This window comes from Acinetobacter brisouii CIP 110357 (assembly GCF_000488275.1).
Lineage (GTDB): Bacteria > Pseudomonadota > Gammaproteobacteria > Pseudomonadales > Moraxellaceae > Acinetobacter > Acinetobacter brisouii.
On the sequence record NZ_KI530762.1, the window covers coordinates 938,476 to 952,831 of the forward strand.

The following is a 14,356-nucleotide window of genomic DNA, read 5'->3' on the forward strand; positions in this document are numbered from 1 at the left end:
TATGTTGTTGCTGACTTCAAATGCATACAATATTTTTTGGCTAGGTCGTTATCTGACGCGGATTCATTTTCTGTGTCAGCATTTGCCTTTACAAGATGATGAACACGCCAAACAGTTAATTTCTGCTTTGTACTTACCAGCCTATGATGCTGCATCATTAACAGCATTGTTATTTGATTCTGAACAGAGTTATTCATTTAGCCAGCAGTTCAGTATTGCCTATGACAATGTGCAGGCACTGAGAGGTATTTTATCCGTACAAAGCTACGCTGAACTTAATGCGATGTTTAAATCTGCTAAAAGCAATGCGGTTGCGATTTGTCAGGTGATCAGTGATGTTGAGGCAGTTTTGGAAGCTGAGTCGCAAGATATTTTCTTGTTTTTTAGCCTAGGCAAATATATTGAGAAACTCGATCAGGCGTTGCGTACACAGCAGGAGTGTCATGACAGCCTTGAAAAGTTGGATATTCTTGCAAATGCCTTGAGTGATTATGGTTGGGAGGATTATGTTCAAGTCTGGCAGAAATTTAAAGTTCAGCCTGATTTGAGTACATTTAACCGATTAAATGCTCACTTACAGCAGATGTTTGGAGTTGTCACATGAGATTAATGGTGAATCATCAAACGCATTATCAGTATTCAGAGGCAGCATGTAATAGCATTCAATATATTAAAATGATGCCACAAAGCGGAGGGCATCAACAGGTACATTCATGGGATTTAAGCATTCCTGGGCAATATAGCACTCAAAAGGATGCTTTTAGTAATCTGTGGGTGACCAGTACTCAGCGTTATGATTACCAGCAGCTCACCATTATGGCGCAGGGGATCGTAGAAATTGACCCAAAATGTGAAGTTGCATTACAAGGTTGTGCTATTCATCCGAGTATTTTTTTGCAGTCAACCAGTATGACCGAATGCAATCGTGAGATGTTGGCATTTGCTCATGAATATGTCACATATAAAACTCGTAAGGAATTGCAGTTGTTGGCAGCTGCAATTTTGCAGTACATTCCATACTGCTCGCAGGTCACAGAAGTTCATACCCCTGCAACAGAAGTTTTTAACGCGCATCAGCAAGGTGGTGTTTGTCAGGATCATAGCCATGTATTTATTGCTATGTGTCGTGCTTTAGGTATCCCTGCACGTTATGTTTCGGGTTATTTATATGCGCCAGATATGCTGCACTTGGCAAGTCATGCTTGGGCTGAGGTGTATGTAGATCAAACATGGTATTGTTTTGATATTAGTAATCAAATCTTTACCCCACATTCGCATATTTATGTTGCAATTGGTCGAGATTATTATGATGTTGCTCCTATACGGGGGGTGCGTGAGCGTGGCGGCGTAGAAACAATGCGTTCAATCGTACAAGTTTTGCCATGCTAGTTTAAAACGAAGGGAAGTGTTGATGACCTATTGTTGTGCTTTACGTTTAAAGGATGGGCTGGTATTTATTAGCGATACTCGTACCAATGCTGGTGTTGATCAGATTTCGGTGTTCCGTAAGTTATATACATTTGGCGTGCATCAGGAGCGTTTTATTGCAATCCAAACTGCGGGTAATCTTGCGACTACTCAGGCAGTCATTGGCTATTTACGCAACCAGATTGCCTTAAAACAAGAACCCAATTTATATACCGTTAACACCATGTTTGAAGTCGCACAGTTGGTTGGGCGCACCTTGCGTAAAGTGATTCAGGATGTGACTGAAGATACACAAGAGCAAAGTAATTATTATTGTAGTTTACTGGTGGGTGGTCAAATTGAGGATGCTGAACTACAACTTTATAATATTTACCCCCAAGGCAATTTTATTTGTGCCACCAAAGACACGCCATTTTTTCAAATTGGTGAAAGCAAATATGGTAAGCCGATTTTAGATCGAGCGTTGACTTATGATATGCCACTGGATGAAGCAATACGTTGCAGCCTAATTTCTTTTGATTCAACCTTACGTTCCAATGTTTCGGTTGGCATGCCACTCGATTTATTGGTCTATCGGGTGGATAGTCTTAAAATCCCACAGGGTAAACGCATTACAAGCGAAGATGCTTATTTTCATCAAATTAGCACACAATGGTCGGAAACCTTGCGTCGCGGCTTGCATGAGATACCAAAACCAAGTGATGATTATTTGCTTTAAGATTTATTTGAGTAATCAGCTGGTTTTTTAGTGAGATCTGATATCACAGCAATTAGTTCTGTGTTGGACATGCTGAAGAATTTAAGTGATGGCTGAATAGTAATGATGTGCCAGTAATTTAAATAGACTCAGTATGATTGATACTAAAATCAATACGAATAAAAGAAAGCCAAGTTGAACTTGGCTTTCTTTTATTGATTAAATCACTTGACGTGTAGGACGTTTACTTAAGCGGCAAAGTAATTCATAACCAATAGTTCCATTTGCTTTGGCAACATCATCGACTAGGCGCTGTGTCCCCCAAAGTTCAACTGGAGTATCAATTGTGACATTTAAACCAGTCACATCAATTGCCATCATGTCCATGCTGACACGACCAACTAAAGGAACTGTCTGACCATTTACAACAACATAGTTCTGCTCAATGTATGCACGTGGATAACCATCACCATAACCAATTGATACAATGGCAATTTCCATATCTTTTTGTGCAACGAAAGTTGAGCCGTATCCCACTTTTTCGCCTGTATGAATTTTATTTAAAGCCATAATGCCTGCGCTAAAAGTCATGACTGGCTGAAGTCCAAGTTCCGCGACAGGGCGGTGATCAAATGGAGTTGCACCGTATAACATGATGCCTGGGCGGACATAATCAAAGTGTAGCTCTGGCCATTTCATGATCGCAGCTGAGTTACAGCAAGAACTTAAGACAGGCGCACAGGCTTCGCGTACTTGTAGGAATTGTTGTTTTTGCTGTTCATTCATTGGGTGGTCATCGGCATCGGCATTAGCGAAATGCATTGCCAAAACACATTCAAAACCTTCAGCTTTCAATGTATTGATGATGTCAATAATTTCAGGAACTTTAAAGCCTAAACGGTTCATACCACTATTGAGTTTGACCCAGACTTTTAAGCCTTTTGCCTGATATTGGTTTTTATATTTACGAACCCAGTCGAGTTGTTGCTGATGGTGCAGCATGCATTCGAATTTATTATCGATGGCAATTTGCATTTCATCTTCGCTAAAAACACCTTCAATTAAGGTAACTAACTGGTTAAAACCCAATTGACGAATTTCAATGGCTTCATCTAAGCAAGCAACCCCAAAAGCATCTGATTGCGTCAGTGCAGATAAGCAGTTTTCTAATCCGTGACCATAGGCATTTGCCTTTACCATGCTGACAATCTTTGAATCTGGCGCGAGTTGTTTGACGCGATTCAAGTTATGTTGTAGAGCTTCGCGACTGATGGTAACGGTAGCTTGACGCACTTTGGACTCCTTAAGACGTTATTCGTCGTCATCAAATTGGTTGTAGTACTCAGGAGAGAGATTACTAAAACGCGTGTATTGTCCTTCAAAAGCCAGTCGTACTGTTCCAATTGGGCCATTACGTTGCTTGCCGATAATAATTTCGGCAGTTCCAGCTTCCTTGGATTCTTTGTTGTAAACTTCATCGCGGTAAATAAACATGATTAAATCCGCATCTTGCTCAATCGCACCCGATTCACGCAAGTCTGACATTACTGGGCGTTTGTTTGGTCGGTTTTCCAAACTTCGGTTGAGCTGTGATAGTGCAATAACAGGGCAGTTCATTTCCTTTGCTAAAGCTTTTAGGCTTCGGGAAATCTCACCAATCTCACCCACACGGTTATCACCCATACCTGGTACTTTCATCAATTGTAAATAGTCGACCATGATACAACCGAGTTTGCCTCCATGTTGCTTGGCAACACGACGAGCACGGGCGCGTAATTCTGTAGGTGGAAGTGCAGAGGAATCATCAATATAAAGATGTTTTTCTTGAAGTTGTAGAATTGTGCCTGTAACTTTGGACCATTCATCACTATCAAGTTTGCCTGAACGCAAATGCCCTTGATGGACTTTACCAAACGATGAGATTAAACGCATGGCAATCGAATCTGCAGGCATTTCCATTGAAAAAACCAGTGCTGGCAGATCACAGTTAAACAGCACACTTTCAACCAGATTCATGGCAAAAGTGGTTTTCCCCATGGATGGACGTGCTGCAACAATAATCATGTCACCACCTTGCATCCCTGAGGTCTTGTTGTCTAGCTCAACAAATCCTGTCGTCAAACCTGTGATATTACCTTCAAGTTGTGATAATTCACTGAGTTTATTGAATACATCAGAGACCACTGCCGTAATCGGTTGAGGGCCTGAATTTTTCTTATTATTGTTGTGCTGTTCAGCAATCGAAAAAATATTGGTTTCAGCTAAATCAAGAATTTCAGAAACGCTACGTCCGTTGGTGTTGTACGCATTCAGCAAAATTTCATTGCTGGCTTTAATCATACTGCGCAGGGTAGCAAACTCACGAATCTTAATGGCATAGGTTTCTAAGTTATAGAAACTTGCAGGTGAGTCTGACATGAGTTGCATGAGGTAGTCTTCACCACCAATTGCATCAATCAGATTTTGTTTCAATAACCAGTCATTGACTAACACGGCATCGTAAGGTGAATTTTCCTGTGCTAGTTTTTCAATGGCACGAAAAATATACTTATGCCGAGTTGCATAAAAGTCATTTTCATTGAGTACATCGCTGACTTGTTCAAAAGATTCGGCAACAGTCATTAATGCGGCTAAAACAGCCTGTTCAATTGCCAAGTTATGTGGAGGTGTACGAAATTCTTTGAGTTGACCTGACGACTCCGTATTTTTATTTTCAGAAGAAACAGAGTGTTGTGCAACTGTGGCATTCGCCTGAGACATAGATAACCTTAAATTGAATAAAGCAGGGGAAAAACAAAAAGATTAGCGAATCTATCTTAAAACAAAAGTGACAAACTACATAATCTTAATAACAATATAAATGAACAGATGAATCAGAAAAAACTATGATGAAAAAAAAGAGCATGCAGAAGCATGCTCTTTTTTTTGGGAATGGTACTGAAATTACTCAGAAACGATAGTAACAAGTACTTCAGCAGCAACATCATGATGCAATTGGATTGCGATGTTGAATTCACCAGTATGACGAAGCGCACCATTTGGTAAGCGAACTTCAGCACGATCCACTACAAGACCAGCATTTGTTAATGCGTCTGCAATGTCACGAGTACCAATTGAACCGAATAGTTTACCTTCATCGCCTGCTTTCGCAGTGATAACGATATTTACTTCGTTCAATTGATCAGCACGTGCTTGAGCTGCGCCCAATACTTCAGCTTCTTGTTTTTCAAGCTCAGCGCGGCGAGCTTCAAAAGCAGTTGTGTTTGCTTCAGTCGCAGCAACTGCTTTACCTTGGGGGATAAGGAAGTTACGGCCGTAACCAGCTTTCACAGAAACTTTATCGCCTAATTTACCAAGGTTTTTAATGCGTTGTAATAAGATAACGTCCACAGATCACCTCACTTATGGTTGTCAGTGTACGGAATCAAAGACAAATAGCGAGCTTGTTTGATTGCAAGCGCTAACTGACGTTGATAACGAGCTTTAGTACCAGTGATACGGCTAGGAACAATCTTGCCGTTTTCAGTGATGTACTGTTTCAAAGTGTCGATATCTTTGTAATCGATGTACGCAACATTCTCAGCTGTAAAGCGGCAGAACTTGCGACGACGGTAAAAACGTGCCATTGATGTTCTCCTTATTCAGCAGCTTCTTGAGAAACTTGCTGTGCTTCTTCACGTTGAGCTTTACGCGCACGTTTTTCTTCAGCACTTTTAGCAAGCAAAGACTCTTCAGTAATTGCGTGTTCACGACGAATGATCAAGTTACGAATGATTGCATCGTTATAACGGAACAATTCTTCTAATTCATCAAGAGTCGTTTGACCACATTCAACATTCATTAAAATGTAGTGTGCTTTATGAATTTTGTTAATTGGGTAAGCCAATTGGCGACGGCCCCAATCTTCTAAGCGGTGAATTTGACCTTCAGCATCTTTGATGTGAGAGATATAGCGTTCTACCATACCAACCACTTGATCGCTTTGATCAGGGTGTACTAAAAGTACGATTTCGTAATGACGCATTGTCAGCTCCTTACGGTTTAGACAGCCCCTAAATAAATTTTTAGAAGCAAGGAGTCTCAACTTTAAAAGTTGAGTCGCAAATTGCGAAGGCTGAATTTTATAAGATCAGCCCGTTTAACTCAAGAAAAAATGCCATTATTTACCAAACTTTTTCGGTAAAAGAAAAACCACATAGCCTAAGAAATTAGGATTTGACTCTAAACCCGAAGGTGGCTGCCATGTACCATGTTCCACCAGCCCGAGCTTAAAAGGAATAGATAGAATTTTTAGACGTTGAATATATTGAGCATAATTTTCAATGGTATGTCGACCCTGATAGCTTTGAAGCACGATTTCATCGACACTTTGCTGTAGCTTAGTTAAGGTTAGTGGATCTTGATGATTGGTCCAGTCCAATAAGCCTGTGATACTTAACCGATAGGATTTGGGTAATTGCTGACGAAGTTGAACCAGAAAGTTTGCGTATTGTCCGAGGTTACGTGTACCACTGTCGAAATCAATTTGTAGACCAATTATCTGATTTCCTGCATTTTTCCATTGTTGTAAACGCTGAATAACCTGTTGGGTCGTATCTGTTTGCCAATTTAAGCTAGTTGTACGAAATACGAGCCAGACTTTTTGCTGATGGGGGAAAGAGCGTAAGCCAATGCCTTGCGGAATGAGTTGGCTATGTTGCTCAGATCGGAGGAATTTAACTTCACCCTGTAAAATATACAGTTCAGTTGCATTGGATAAATAGGTGCGAGTTTGAATATTGCCCCACAACCAAAATTGTCGATAATGCTGTGCTTCTACATGACCGTTCGCCAGTGAACAACTGGCGAAACTGAGTAAAATCATCCAAGCAGTTTTAAAAAAGCCTTGCACTGTGCATCACCAATAATATTTTAAAGACTTTGCCCAAGTACTATTCGGATACTCAGTTTTGAGCTTTTGAAACCACTGTTTACGAGTCTCTTTATTGACTGCTTTGTCGCCACATTCATTGGTGCCAGTTGGTGCATAACATTGAATGGCACGATACAGTGCATAGGCTTGTAGTTCGCTCGGCTGAGGTTCTTTAATAATGTTCTGGTAAGTTGCACCGCGGTAAAAAATTTTACCTTTTAGTGGTTTTTTAACCTGACCCAGAATATCAGGATGATTTTCAGTTGTGAACGTATCTAGAAAATGACCTGTTTCACGAATTGCTTCGCCTAAACAAACACTCGCTAATCGGTCATTTGGGTTTTTGGATAGCTGTGTAACTGTATTCAGTAAAGAATTACACTGAATTTGAGTACTAATCTTTTTACCTTGCCACACAAAAACCGAAAGTGGCGGCTGAGCTTTATAGGCTTCATTGGTGCTAGAACTGCTTTGATATGCCGCTGCATTTTTAGGTACATATTTGAAATTTTGAATAAAGGTGTTGTAGTCCTGCTGCACAATCGCTTCTTCAAGGAGGGTATTGAGTGCAATATTACGCTCATCAGGATTGGTCTCTTTCGATGCAAGCATTTGCTCTAAACTAGCTTGATCAGCAATCTTTTCAATAAAGATCTTGCGTAAATTTCTCTGCTTAATTTTACTATCCTTTGCTAAAAAACCTGCATAGTTTTTATTTTTCTGCAAGTTAATCGCTAAAGCCACTTCTAGAGTTGCATATTGATAACTGTTGCTAGTGCGCTCTAGCATGGTGTTCCAATATGTGTAAGCGACTTTAGGTGTTTGACTTTCTAAAATACGCCCTTTTAAAACAACCTGACTGAGCTGGAAGTAATTGTTGATCTTGCTTGGATCATTTTTAGGTAAATAGTTCAGTGCCTGAGCAGGTTGTTTTTGAATAAAAAATAAATGTAATGCTTGTAAATACTGGAACAGTTCAGGCTGCTGCTTAAAATAACTTTGTTGCTGCTGTAATTGCGCCCATGAAATTGGATGCTGATTTTCTCCAGTTGGCTCACGCATTTGCATGAGATCATAAATCGTTAAAAAGAAAGGATCTTTTAAGTTGTTTGGATTGAGTTTTTCATTTGAAAAAACTTGGTTGTCTAATTCATTCGGTAAAATCAAAATATCAAGATTGTAATTTGGATCTTTAGGGTGGTGCAGTTGCCAAGCCAGTTCTTGTATAAGCTTGTCATTTTGTCCTGAGAACCAATAGCCACGACGTAGTAAACCCTGCGCGCTGGCACGATATAAGCCATGAGGGTAAGCTTTTAAGTAGTCGTTTACGCGTTTAGTAATCGCTTTGCTGAATACAGGATTGATTTTATTGATGTCAAAGTCACCATAAGTATCCGTTCCGCTTTGATAAGCCTGATTAATCGCGACACGAATCAGCATATATTGTGATGTTTCTTTAATCCAGGGTTCATCAATTTGACTAAGCACAGTGTAGATTTTTCCTGCGGTCTTATAGTCACTATTGTAAAAGGCAATTGAAGCATTGAGATAAGAAGCAAACTGTTGTGCTAGTTGTGACCATTTGGGATCCATCACAACGAATGCTAAGACAGCTTCAGGATTGGCTTGAATAGCTTGACGGGCTGCGGTTAGTTGTTGTTTTTCTGTGGCTGAAAGTTGTTTAGATGTTTGAACTTGTTGAATAAATTGTGTTTCACCTAAAGCCATTGAATGTTGTTTTTCATCATAAATGGTTTTGTCTTGCTTTGGTGTTGTTTGTCTCTGATTAGAAATTTTGCTACTGATCTGTTCTGTAAAAGTTTCAACATCGAAAGGCACCGTACCATATTCACTATCCCATATCTTTTCTTTATTGAGAATCGGCTTTATTTGTGCAAACCCCATATCACTCAACATTAAATACATATTGGTTTTATTGTCGTTGGCAGGGTCTAAAATAGGTAGATTCCTACATGAATCATAAGAATTTGAATTGATTTGAATACTTGGAGAAAAACAACCTTCATCGAAACTGGCATATGCTGAAATGCTAAAAGTTGCTGTTAAACTCAATAAAGTCAGTGGGAAAAAATGTTTAGACAAACCCATATTATAATCCGTATTTCATTCATTATTAGAATGCTGGGTATTGTATAAGAAACTTCTGGGAAAGCAATTTATTGAGATCGATAAAAGATAGAGTGGAAAAAACCACTCTAACTGATATCAAAATATTGGCAAATGTGGGGCAGGAGATTGATAGCTAAAACTAAAGCTAATGCTGAGTGCAGTAATTAAGATTACTGAATACAGGAAATAACGTTTTGCCCAAACTTGATCATTTTCGGCTTTGAATCCAATAATCGATAAATATAACCAGTAAGCACATAAGGCATTAAAGGTAATTAGAAAAAAGACATTGGTATAGCCAAAACAATATAAGCCATTCAGTACCGCTGCAAATAAAACCACATAAATCAAAGATTCAACTTTGGTTCGAAAAATTGAGCGGGCAACAGGCAAAATTGGAATTCCTGCGCGTTTATAGTCATCAAAGCGATAAATTGCAATTCCCCAAGAATGAGGCATTTGCCAAATTGCATACGCTAAGAATACCAGTAAAGCAGCAACATCAAACTCATGTGCAACGGCTGTATAGCCAATCACGGGAGGACAGGCACCCGAAATACTACCAATCACAGTTTGGTGAATGGAAGTTCGTTTTGACCATAAACTGTATAAACACACATAAACAATAAAGCCAAGAACTGCAAAGCCCGTTGCATACGCATTGACAAAAAACCATAAAAGGCTCAAACCTGAAATACCTAAAATTGTTGCAAAAATTAGGGCAGCTTGTGGTTCGATAGTTTTTTTCACGAGAGCACGGTTTTGTGTGCGCTCCATTTTGTCATCGATGTCTTGGTCAATGAAGTTATTGACAACACAACCTGAGGCAACAACTAGCGTCGTACCTAAAAGCGTGAGGAGAAGTAATAGGATATCTACAGAGCCTTGGGCGGCTAAGAAGAAGCCGCCCAAGGTAGTAACGAAGTTACCGAAGAGTATCCCTGGCTTGGTCAGGAATATATATTTTTTCAGCATGACAACCAGTTTAGATCATCATGTTGAAATGTAGATAGTTCATTACCCAAACAGAACCGATCAACAAGATTGCGATGGTTAGAATGGTATAAATAAAAGCAATCACGTTCCAGCGTTGTTCTTCAGATGAGTTCATGTGTAAGAAGAAAATCAACTGCACAAGAACCTGAACAATCGCAGTAATGCCAACAACTGCAAGCAACAAGCCACGACCAAAGCCACCAGTCATCACCATCCCGAACGGGATGATGGTGAGAATGATAGACAAAATAAAGCCAATGGTATATTGCTTCATGTTGCCATGAGACGCATCGGATGAATGATGATCATGACTCATGAGATAACTCCCATCAAGTAAACAACACTAAATACACAGATCCAGACGATGTCAAGGAAGTGCCAGAACAAGCTTAGGCAAGCAAGGCGACGTGTATTCGGTAAAGTTAAACCATTCTTTTTGATTTGGAACATCAAAACGATCATCCAAACCAGACCAGAAGTCACGTGGATACCATGTGTACCAACCAAAGTAAAGAATGCAGATAAGAATGCACTGTGACTTGGACCGTGACCTTCAACTACAAGGTGATGGAATTCATTGATTTCCATACCGATGAAGGTTGCACCAAATAACCATGTGATAATTAACCAGGTAATTACCCCATTCGCGTTATTTTTGTAACGTGCAAGTACAGCAAAACCAAAAGTTACTGAAGAAATCAAAAGCGCAAATGTTTCAATTAAAACGTAACCTAGTGATTCACTGAATAACTCTTTTGGACTTGGTGTGCCAGCAGGAACATGAGTATGTAAAACTACATAGGCAATGAAGAGTGTCCCGAACAGGATCAAGTCACTCATCAAATAAGTCCAGAAACCAAAGGTAGTCAGATCAGTGTCATCGTGGTGATGATGATCGTCATGCCCGTGGCTATCGTGATGAAGTACGTCAGCCATTGTCTTAGTCCTTCTTCAAGTGTTTTTCAAGGATTGCAAAGCGTTCGTTTTCAATACGTTCAACTTCAGCTGCTGGTACGTAGTAGTCTACTTTTTCAGTATTCGAGCTTCTGATGAATGTAATGATAATTGAAACAAACGAAACAATAACCAACCACCAGATATGCCAGATTAAGGCAAATGACATGACTGTGAGCAGGATTGCTAAAGCAAAACCAGCAACACGGTCTGTTGGCATATGAATGTCTTCATATTTCGTTGGCTTAACGTACGCAACACCATTTTCTTTATCTAACCAGAAACGGTCAATGTGCTCACCTTGTGGCAAGTAAGCAAAGTTGTAGAACGGAGCAGGTGAAGAAGTTGCCCATTCAAATGTACGGCCATCCCATACGTCGCCTGTATAATCGACAGTTTTATTGCGTTGTAGGAAACCAACAACAACTTGCATAACGAAACAGAAAATACCAATCGCAACCAAGATTGCACCGATCATAGCGACCGATAGGTAAGGTGTCCATTCTGGGTTGTCATATGTATTCAAACGACGAGTCATGCCCATGAAACCAAGAACATAAAGCGGCATGAATGCGAAATAGAAACCGATGAACCAGAACCAGAAAGATGCTTTACCCCATGCTTCATTTAACTGCCAGCCAAACATTTTTGGCCACCAGAAAGTAATACCAGCAAACATCGCAAATACAACACCACCAATAATAACGTTATGGAAGTGGGCGATCAGGAATAAAGAGTTGTGTACAAGGAAGTCCGCAGGTGGAACCGCCATAAGTACACCAGTCAAACCACCAATACCAAAAGTCACAAGGAAACCTAGTGTCCAAAGCATTGGAGATGTGTATGTAATACGACCCTTATACATGGTGAATAACCAAGAGAAGATTTTCACACCAGTTGGGATCGCAATAATCATGGTCATAATACCAAAGAACGCGTTAACGTTCGCTCCCGCACCCATGGTGAAGAAGTGGTGTAACCAAACGATAAGAGAAAGAACGGCAATTGCACCAGTTGCGTATACCATAGTTTTGTAACCAAATAGTGCTTTACGAGAAAACACTGGTACAACTTCTGAGTACACACCAAATGCAGGCAATACCAAAATATAAACTTCTGGGTGACCCCAAGTCCAAATCAAGTTCACGTAAAGCATTGGGCTACCGCCAAGCTCATTGGTGAAGAAGTGGAAATCGAAGTAACGGTCAAGTGTCAACATTGCAACAGTTGCAGTTAACACAGGGAAGGTTGCAACAATTAGAACGCAAGTGAACAATGCAGTCCAGGTGAAAATTGGCATATCCATCAATTTCATGCCAGGTGCACGCATTTTAATGATGGTAACAAAGAAGTTAACACCTGTTAAAAGCGTACCTAGACCAGAAAGCTGTAATGCCCAAATCCAGTAGTCAACACCAACACCTGGTGAGTATTGAATGCCTGAAAGAGGAGGGTATGCTAACCAACCTGTTGCAGCGAATTCACCAAGAACCAGTGAAGCCATAACTAGACCAGCAGCACCAGCAAATGCCCAGAAACTGAACTGGTTAAGTAAAGGGAATGCAACGTCACGCGCACCAATTTGTAGAGGCACAACGATATTGAACAAACCAACAACAAGACCCATTGCAACGAAGAAGATCATAATCACGCCGTGGGCAGTGAAGATCTGGTCATAGTGGTCGGGATGCAAATAACCTTCGCCACCACCACTTGCAAGGAACAGTTGAAGACGCATCATGAATGCATCTGCGAAACCACGTACTAACATGACCACAGATACCAAGATATACATGATACCGATTTTCTTATGGTCTACAGACATCGCCCATTCTTTCCAGAGGTAGCCCCACTTTTTAAAGTAAGTGATACCTGCTAGAAGTGCGATTGCACCAAGTGCCATAATGATCGAAGTCACAATAACAATTGGTTCTTTCGGGATGGCACCCCATCCAAGTTTACCTAATAGCATATCCATGTTTATTCCCCTGCAGTAGCGTGAGAAGCGTCAGCATGAGCTTGTTCTGCACCATGGTAATTGCTCATATATTTCGCAATAACTTTCTTGAAGAGTTGAGGTTCAACTGAAGCATAGTAAGTTACTGGATGAGGATGGTGCGGATAAGCTCCTTGCTTTTCAGCAGCTTCAGCAGCAGCTTTCTGTTCAGGTGTTTTAGCATCTGCTAGCATACCTTCAATTTGGTGCTGAGAACGTTCACCATCACGTACTGCTTGTAAGCCTGCAAAGTCCAAAGTTTGTTTTTGAACTGCCGCATATTGGCTACCATTACCTGCTTTAACGTCAGCAACCCATTTGTCAAAGTCCGCTTGGCTTACGCTGTGCGCTTTGAAATGCATTTGGGAGAAACCATAACCGCTATAGTTTGAAGAGAAACCGCGATATACGCCTGTTTCATTTGCTAAAACATGTAGATGGGTTTGCATGCCTGCCATCGCATAAATTTGACCTGCTAACTGCGGCATGAAGAATGAGTTCATGGTGAAGTCAGAGGTAATATGGAAATGTACAGGTGTTTGCTCAGGGAAGCGCAGTTCATTGATTGTTGCAATTTGCTGTTCTGGGTACACAAATACCCATTTATATGGCTCAGCAATAACTTGAATATCAACTGGTTTCTTAGTTGATTCTGCATCAAGTGGGCGATATGGATCGTATTGGTGAGAACCCCACCAAGCGATATATGCTAAAATTGCAATAATAATGATAGGGATGCCCCAAACTGCGATTTCAATTGCAGTTGAATGCGCCCATGTAGGTTTATAGTCTGCATCTTTATTCGACGCGCGATATTTCCAACCAAACCACAATGCCATAATGATAGACGGAATTACTACCAAGAGCATAAGATAGATCGCAGTCATCATGAGTCCGCTAAGACCATGAGCGACAGGACCTTTTGAGTTTAGAAGTACTAAATCACCACCACACCCAGTCAAGAGTGCAGAAATCGTAGATAAAGACAATACAGCTAATATCGTTTGTCTCATTTTACAACCTCGGTGAAGAGTCCCATTTACATACTTGGAATATGGGATAGCGATTATAGTGTCGGATGTTTTAGAAAGATTTTTCTCTCAAAAACATAGGGCACCGCTACTTTGTAGGGCATTATGCCCTATATTGATTAACTAAGCTATATTTACAATCAGCAAAAATAAGTTATTTAAATCTAACAAATTAAGTTGGATTTAATAAATAAAAATAAGAAAAATACCTA

General features: G+C 40.3%; 15 protein-coding genes. 3 read left to right on the forward strand and 12 right to left on the reverse strand.

The genetic code is table 11. The features are described 5' to 3' along the window. Nucleotide 1: 1 nt before the first annotated feature. Genes P255_RS04355 through P255_RS04365 form a run of 3 tightly spaced genes read left to right on the forward strand, consistent with a single transcriptional unit; the run spans nucleotide 2 to nucleotide 2,146 of the window. Nucleotides 2–604, forward strand: a complete 603-nt coding sequence (locus tag P255_RS04355) for an alpha-E domain-containing protein (RefSeq protein ID WP_004903896.1) — start codon at nucleotides 2–4, stop codon at nucleotides 602–604. Beyond that, nucleotides 601–1,389, forward strand: coding sequence for a transglutaminase family protein (locus tag P255_RS04360; RefSeq protein WP_004903897.1), 789 nt, complete (start codon nucleotides 601–603; stop codon nucleotides 1,387–1,389). Before P255_RS04355 ends, P255_RS04360 begins: the two co-directional genes overlap by 4 nt. A 22-nt stretch (nucleotides 1,390–1,411) precedes the next feature. Beyond that, nucleotides 1,412–2,146 carry a proteasome-type protease gene (locus tag P255_RS04365; protein ID WP_004903900.1) on the forward strand — a complete coding sequence of 245 codons (735 nt, stop codon included), beginning with the start codon at nucleotides 1,412–1,414 and terminating at the stop codon, nucleotides 2,144–2,146. 198 nt (nucleotides 2,147–2,344) lie between these two features. Here the strand turns inward: P255_RS04365 and alr are convergent, their stop codons facing one another. The 12 genes from alr to cyoA form a co-directional block, all read right to left on the reverse strand. Continuing rightward, entirely contained in the window at nucleotides 2,345–3,418 is a 1,074-nt protein-coding gene (gene alr, locus P255_RS04370; RefSeq protein ID WP_004903902.1) for an alanine racemase, read from the reverse strand. Nucleotides 3,419–3,436: 18 nt separating this feature from the next. Continuing rightward, a complete protein-coding gene (gene dnaB, locus P255_RS04375) occupies nucleotides 3,437–4,885 on the reverse strand; it encodes a replicative DNA helicase (protein ID WP_004903904.1) in 1,449 nt (482 codons plus the stop codon). 183 nt (nucleotides 4,886–5,068) lie between these two features. Beyond that, nucleotides 5,069–5,515: a 50S ribosomal protein L9 gene (rplI, locus tag P255_RS04380; protein WP_004753079.1), complete on the reverse strand. Its 447-nt coding sequence runs from the start codon at nucleotides 5,513–5,515 to the stop codon at nucleotides 5,069–5,071. 8 nt (nucleotides 5,516–5,523) lie between these two features. Continuing rightward, on the reverse strand, nucleotides 5,524–5,751 hold the full coding sequence (rpsR, locus tag P255_RS04385; RefSeq protein WP_000090661.1) for a 30S ribosomal protein S18: 228 nt from the start codon (nucleotides 5,749–5,751) through the stop codon (nucleotides 5,524–5,526). Nucleotides 5,752–5,762: 11 nt separating this feature from the next. Continuing rightward, on the reverse strand, nucleotides 5,763–6,149 hold the full coding sequence (rpsF, locus tag P255_RS04390) for a 30S ribosomal protein S6 (protein WP_004753077.1): 387 nt from the start codon (nucleotides 6,147–6,149) through the stop codon (nucleotides 5,763–5,765). A 135-nt stretch (nucleotides 6,150–6,284) separates the two neighbouring features. After that, on the reverse strand, nucleotides 6,285–6,989 hold the full coding sequence (locus tag P255_RS04395) for a DUF3142 domain-containing protein (protein WP_004903905.1): 705 nt from the start codon (nucleotides 6,987–6,989) through the stop codon (nucleotides 6,285–6,287). A 33-nt stretch (nucleotides 6,990–7,022) separates the two neighbouring features. After that, a complete protein-coding gene (locus P255_RS04400) occupies nucleotides 7,023–9,146 on the reverse strand; it encodes a PA5441 family protein (protein WP_004903906.1) in 2,124 nt (707 codons plus the stop codon). 117 nt (nucleotides 9,147–9,263) lie between these two features. Beyond that, on the reverse strand, nucleotides 9,264–10,142 hold the full coding sequence (gene cyoE / locus P255_RS04405; RefSeq protein ID WP_004903908.1) for a heme o synthase: 879 nt from the start codon (nucleotides 10,140–10,142) through the stop codon (nucleotides 9,264–9,266). A 10-nt stretch (nucleotides 10,143–10,152) separates the two neighbouring features. Then, entirely contained in the window at nucleotides 10,153–10,479 is a 327-nt protein-coding gene (gene cyoD, locus P255_RS04410) for a cytochrome o ubiquinol oxidase subunit IV (RefSeq protein WP_004903909.1), read from the reverse strand. Next, the gene (gene cyoC, locus P255_RS04415; protein WP_004903910.1) at nucleotides 10,476–11,099 is read right to left on the reverse strand and encodes a cytochrome o ubiquinol oxidase subunit III; all 624 of its coding nucleotides are present in this window, start codon (nucleotides 11,097–11,099) and stop codon (nucleotides 10,476–10,478) included. The genes cyoD and cyoC overlap by 4 nt, the downstream gene beginning before the upstream one ends. A gap of 4 nt (nucleotides 11,100–11,103) precedes the next feature. After that, nucleotides 11,104–13,095: a cytochrome o ubiquinol oxidase subunit I gene (gene cyoB / locus P255_RS04420; protein WP_004903911.1), complete on the reverse strand. Its 1,992-nt coding sequence runs from the start codon at nucleotides 13,093–13,095 to the stop codon at nucleotides 11,104–11,106. Nucleotides 13,096–13,097: 2 nt separating this feature from the next. Further along, nucleotides 13,098–14,126 carry a ubiquinol oxidase subunit II gene (gene cyoA, locus P255_RS04425; protein WP_004903912.1) on the reverse strand — a complete coding sequence of 343 codons (1,029 nt, stop codon included), beginning with the start codon at nucleotides 14,124–14,126 and terminating at the stop codon, nucleotides 13,098–13,100. Nucleotides 14,127–14,356: the final 230 nt, after the last annotated feature.

Bases quoted from the DNA above. Each gene is read 5' to 3' on its own strand.
- P255_RS04355 (WP_004903896.1), top strand. From the start codon at position 2: ATGTTGTTGCTGACTTCAAATGCATACAATATTTTTTGGCTAGGTCGT.
- P255_RS04360 (WP_004903897.1), top strand. From the start codon at position 601: ATGAGATTAATGGTGAATCATCAAACGCATTATCAGTATTCAGAGGCA.
- P255_RS04365 (WP_004903900.1), top strand. From the start codon at position 1,412: ATGACCTATTGTTGTGCTTTACGTTTAAAGGATGGGCTGGTATTTATT.
- dnaB (WP_004903904.1), bottom strand. From the start codon at position 4,885: ATGTCTCAGGCGAATGCCACAGTTGCACAACACTCTGTTTCTTCTGAA.
- rpsR (WP_000090661.1), bottom strand. From the start codon at position 5,751: ATGGCACGTTTTTACCGTCGTCGCAAGTTCTGCCGCTTTACAGCTGAG.
- rpsF (WP_004753077.1), bottom strand. From the start codon at position 6,149: ATGCGTCATTACGAAATCGTACTTTTAGTACACCCTGATCAAAGCGAT.
- P255_RS04395 (WP_004903905.1), bottom strand. From the start codon at position 6,989: ATGATTTTACTCAGTTTCGCCAGTTGTTCACTGGCGAACGGTCATGTA.
- P255_RS04400 (WP_004903906.1), bottom strand. From the start codon at position 9,146: ATGGGTTTGTCTAAACATTTTTTCCCACTGACTTTATTGAGTTTAACA.
- cyoE (WP_004903908.1), bottom strand. From the start codon at position 10,142: ATGCTGAAAAAATATATATTCCTGACCAAGCCAGGGATACTCTTCGGT.
- cyoD (WP_004903909.1), bottom strand. From the start codon at position 10,479: ATGAGTCATGATCATCATTCATCCGATGCGTCTCATGGCAACATGAAG.
- cyoC (WP_004903910.1), bottom strand. From the start codon at position 11,099: ATGGCTGACGTACTTCATCACGATAGCCACGGGCATGACGATCATCAT.
- cyoB (WP_004903911.1), bottom strand. From the start codon at position 13,095: ATGGATATGCTATTAGGTAAACTTGGATGGGGTGCCATCCCGAAAGAA.
- cyoA (WP_004903912.1), bottom strand. From the start codon at position 14,126: ATGAGACAAACGATATTAGCTGTATTGTCTTTATCTACGATTTCTGCA.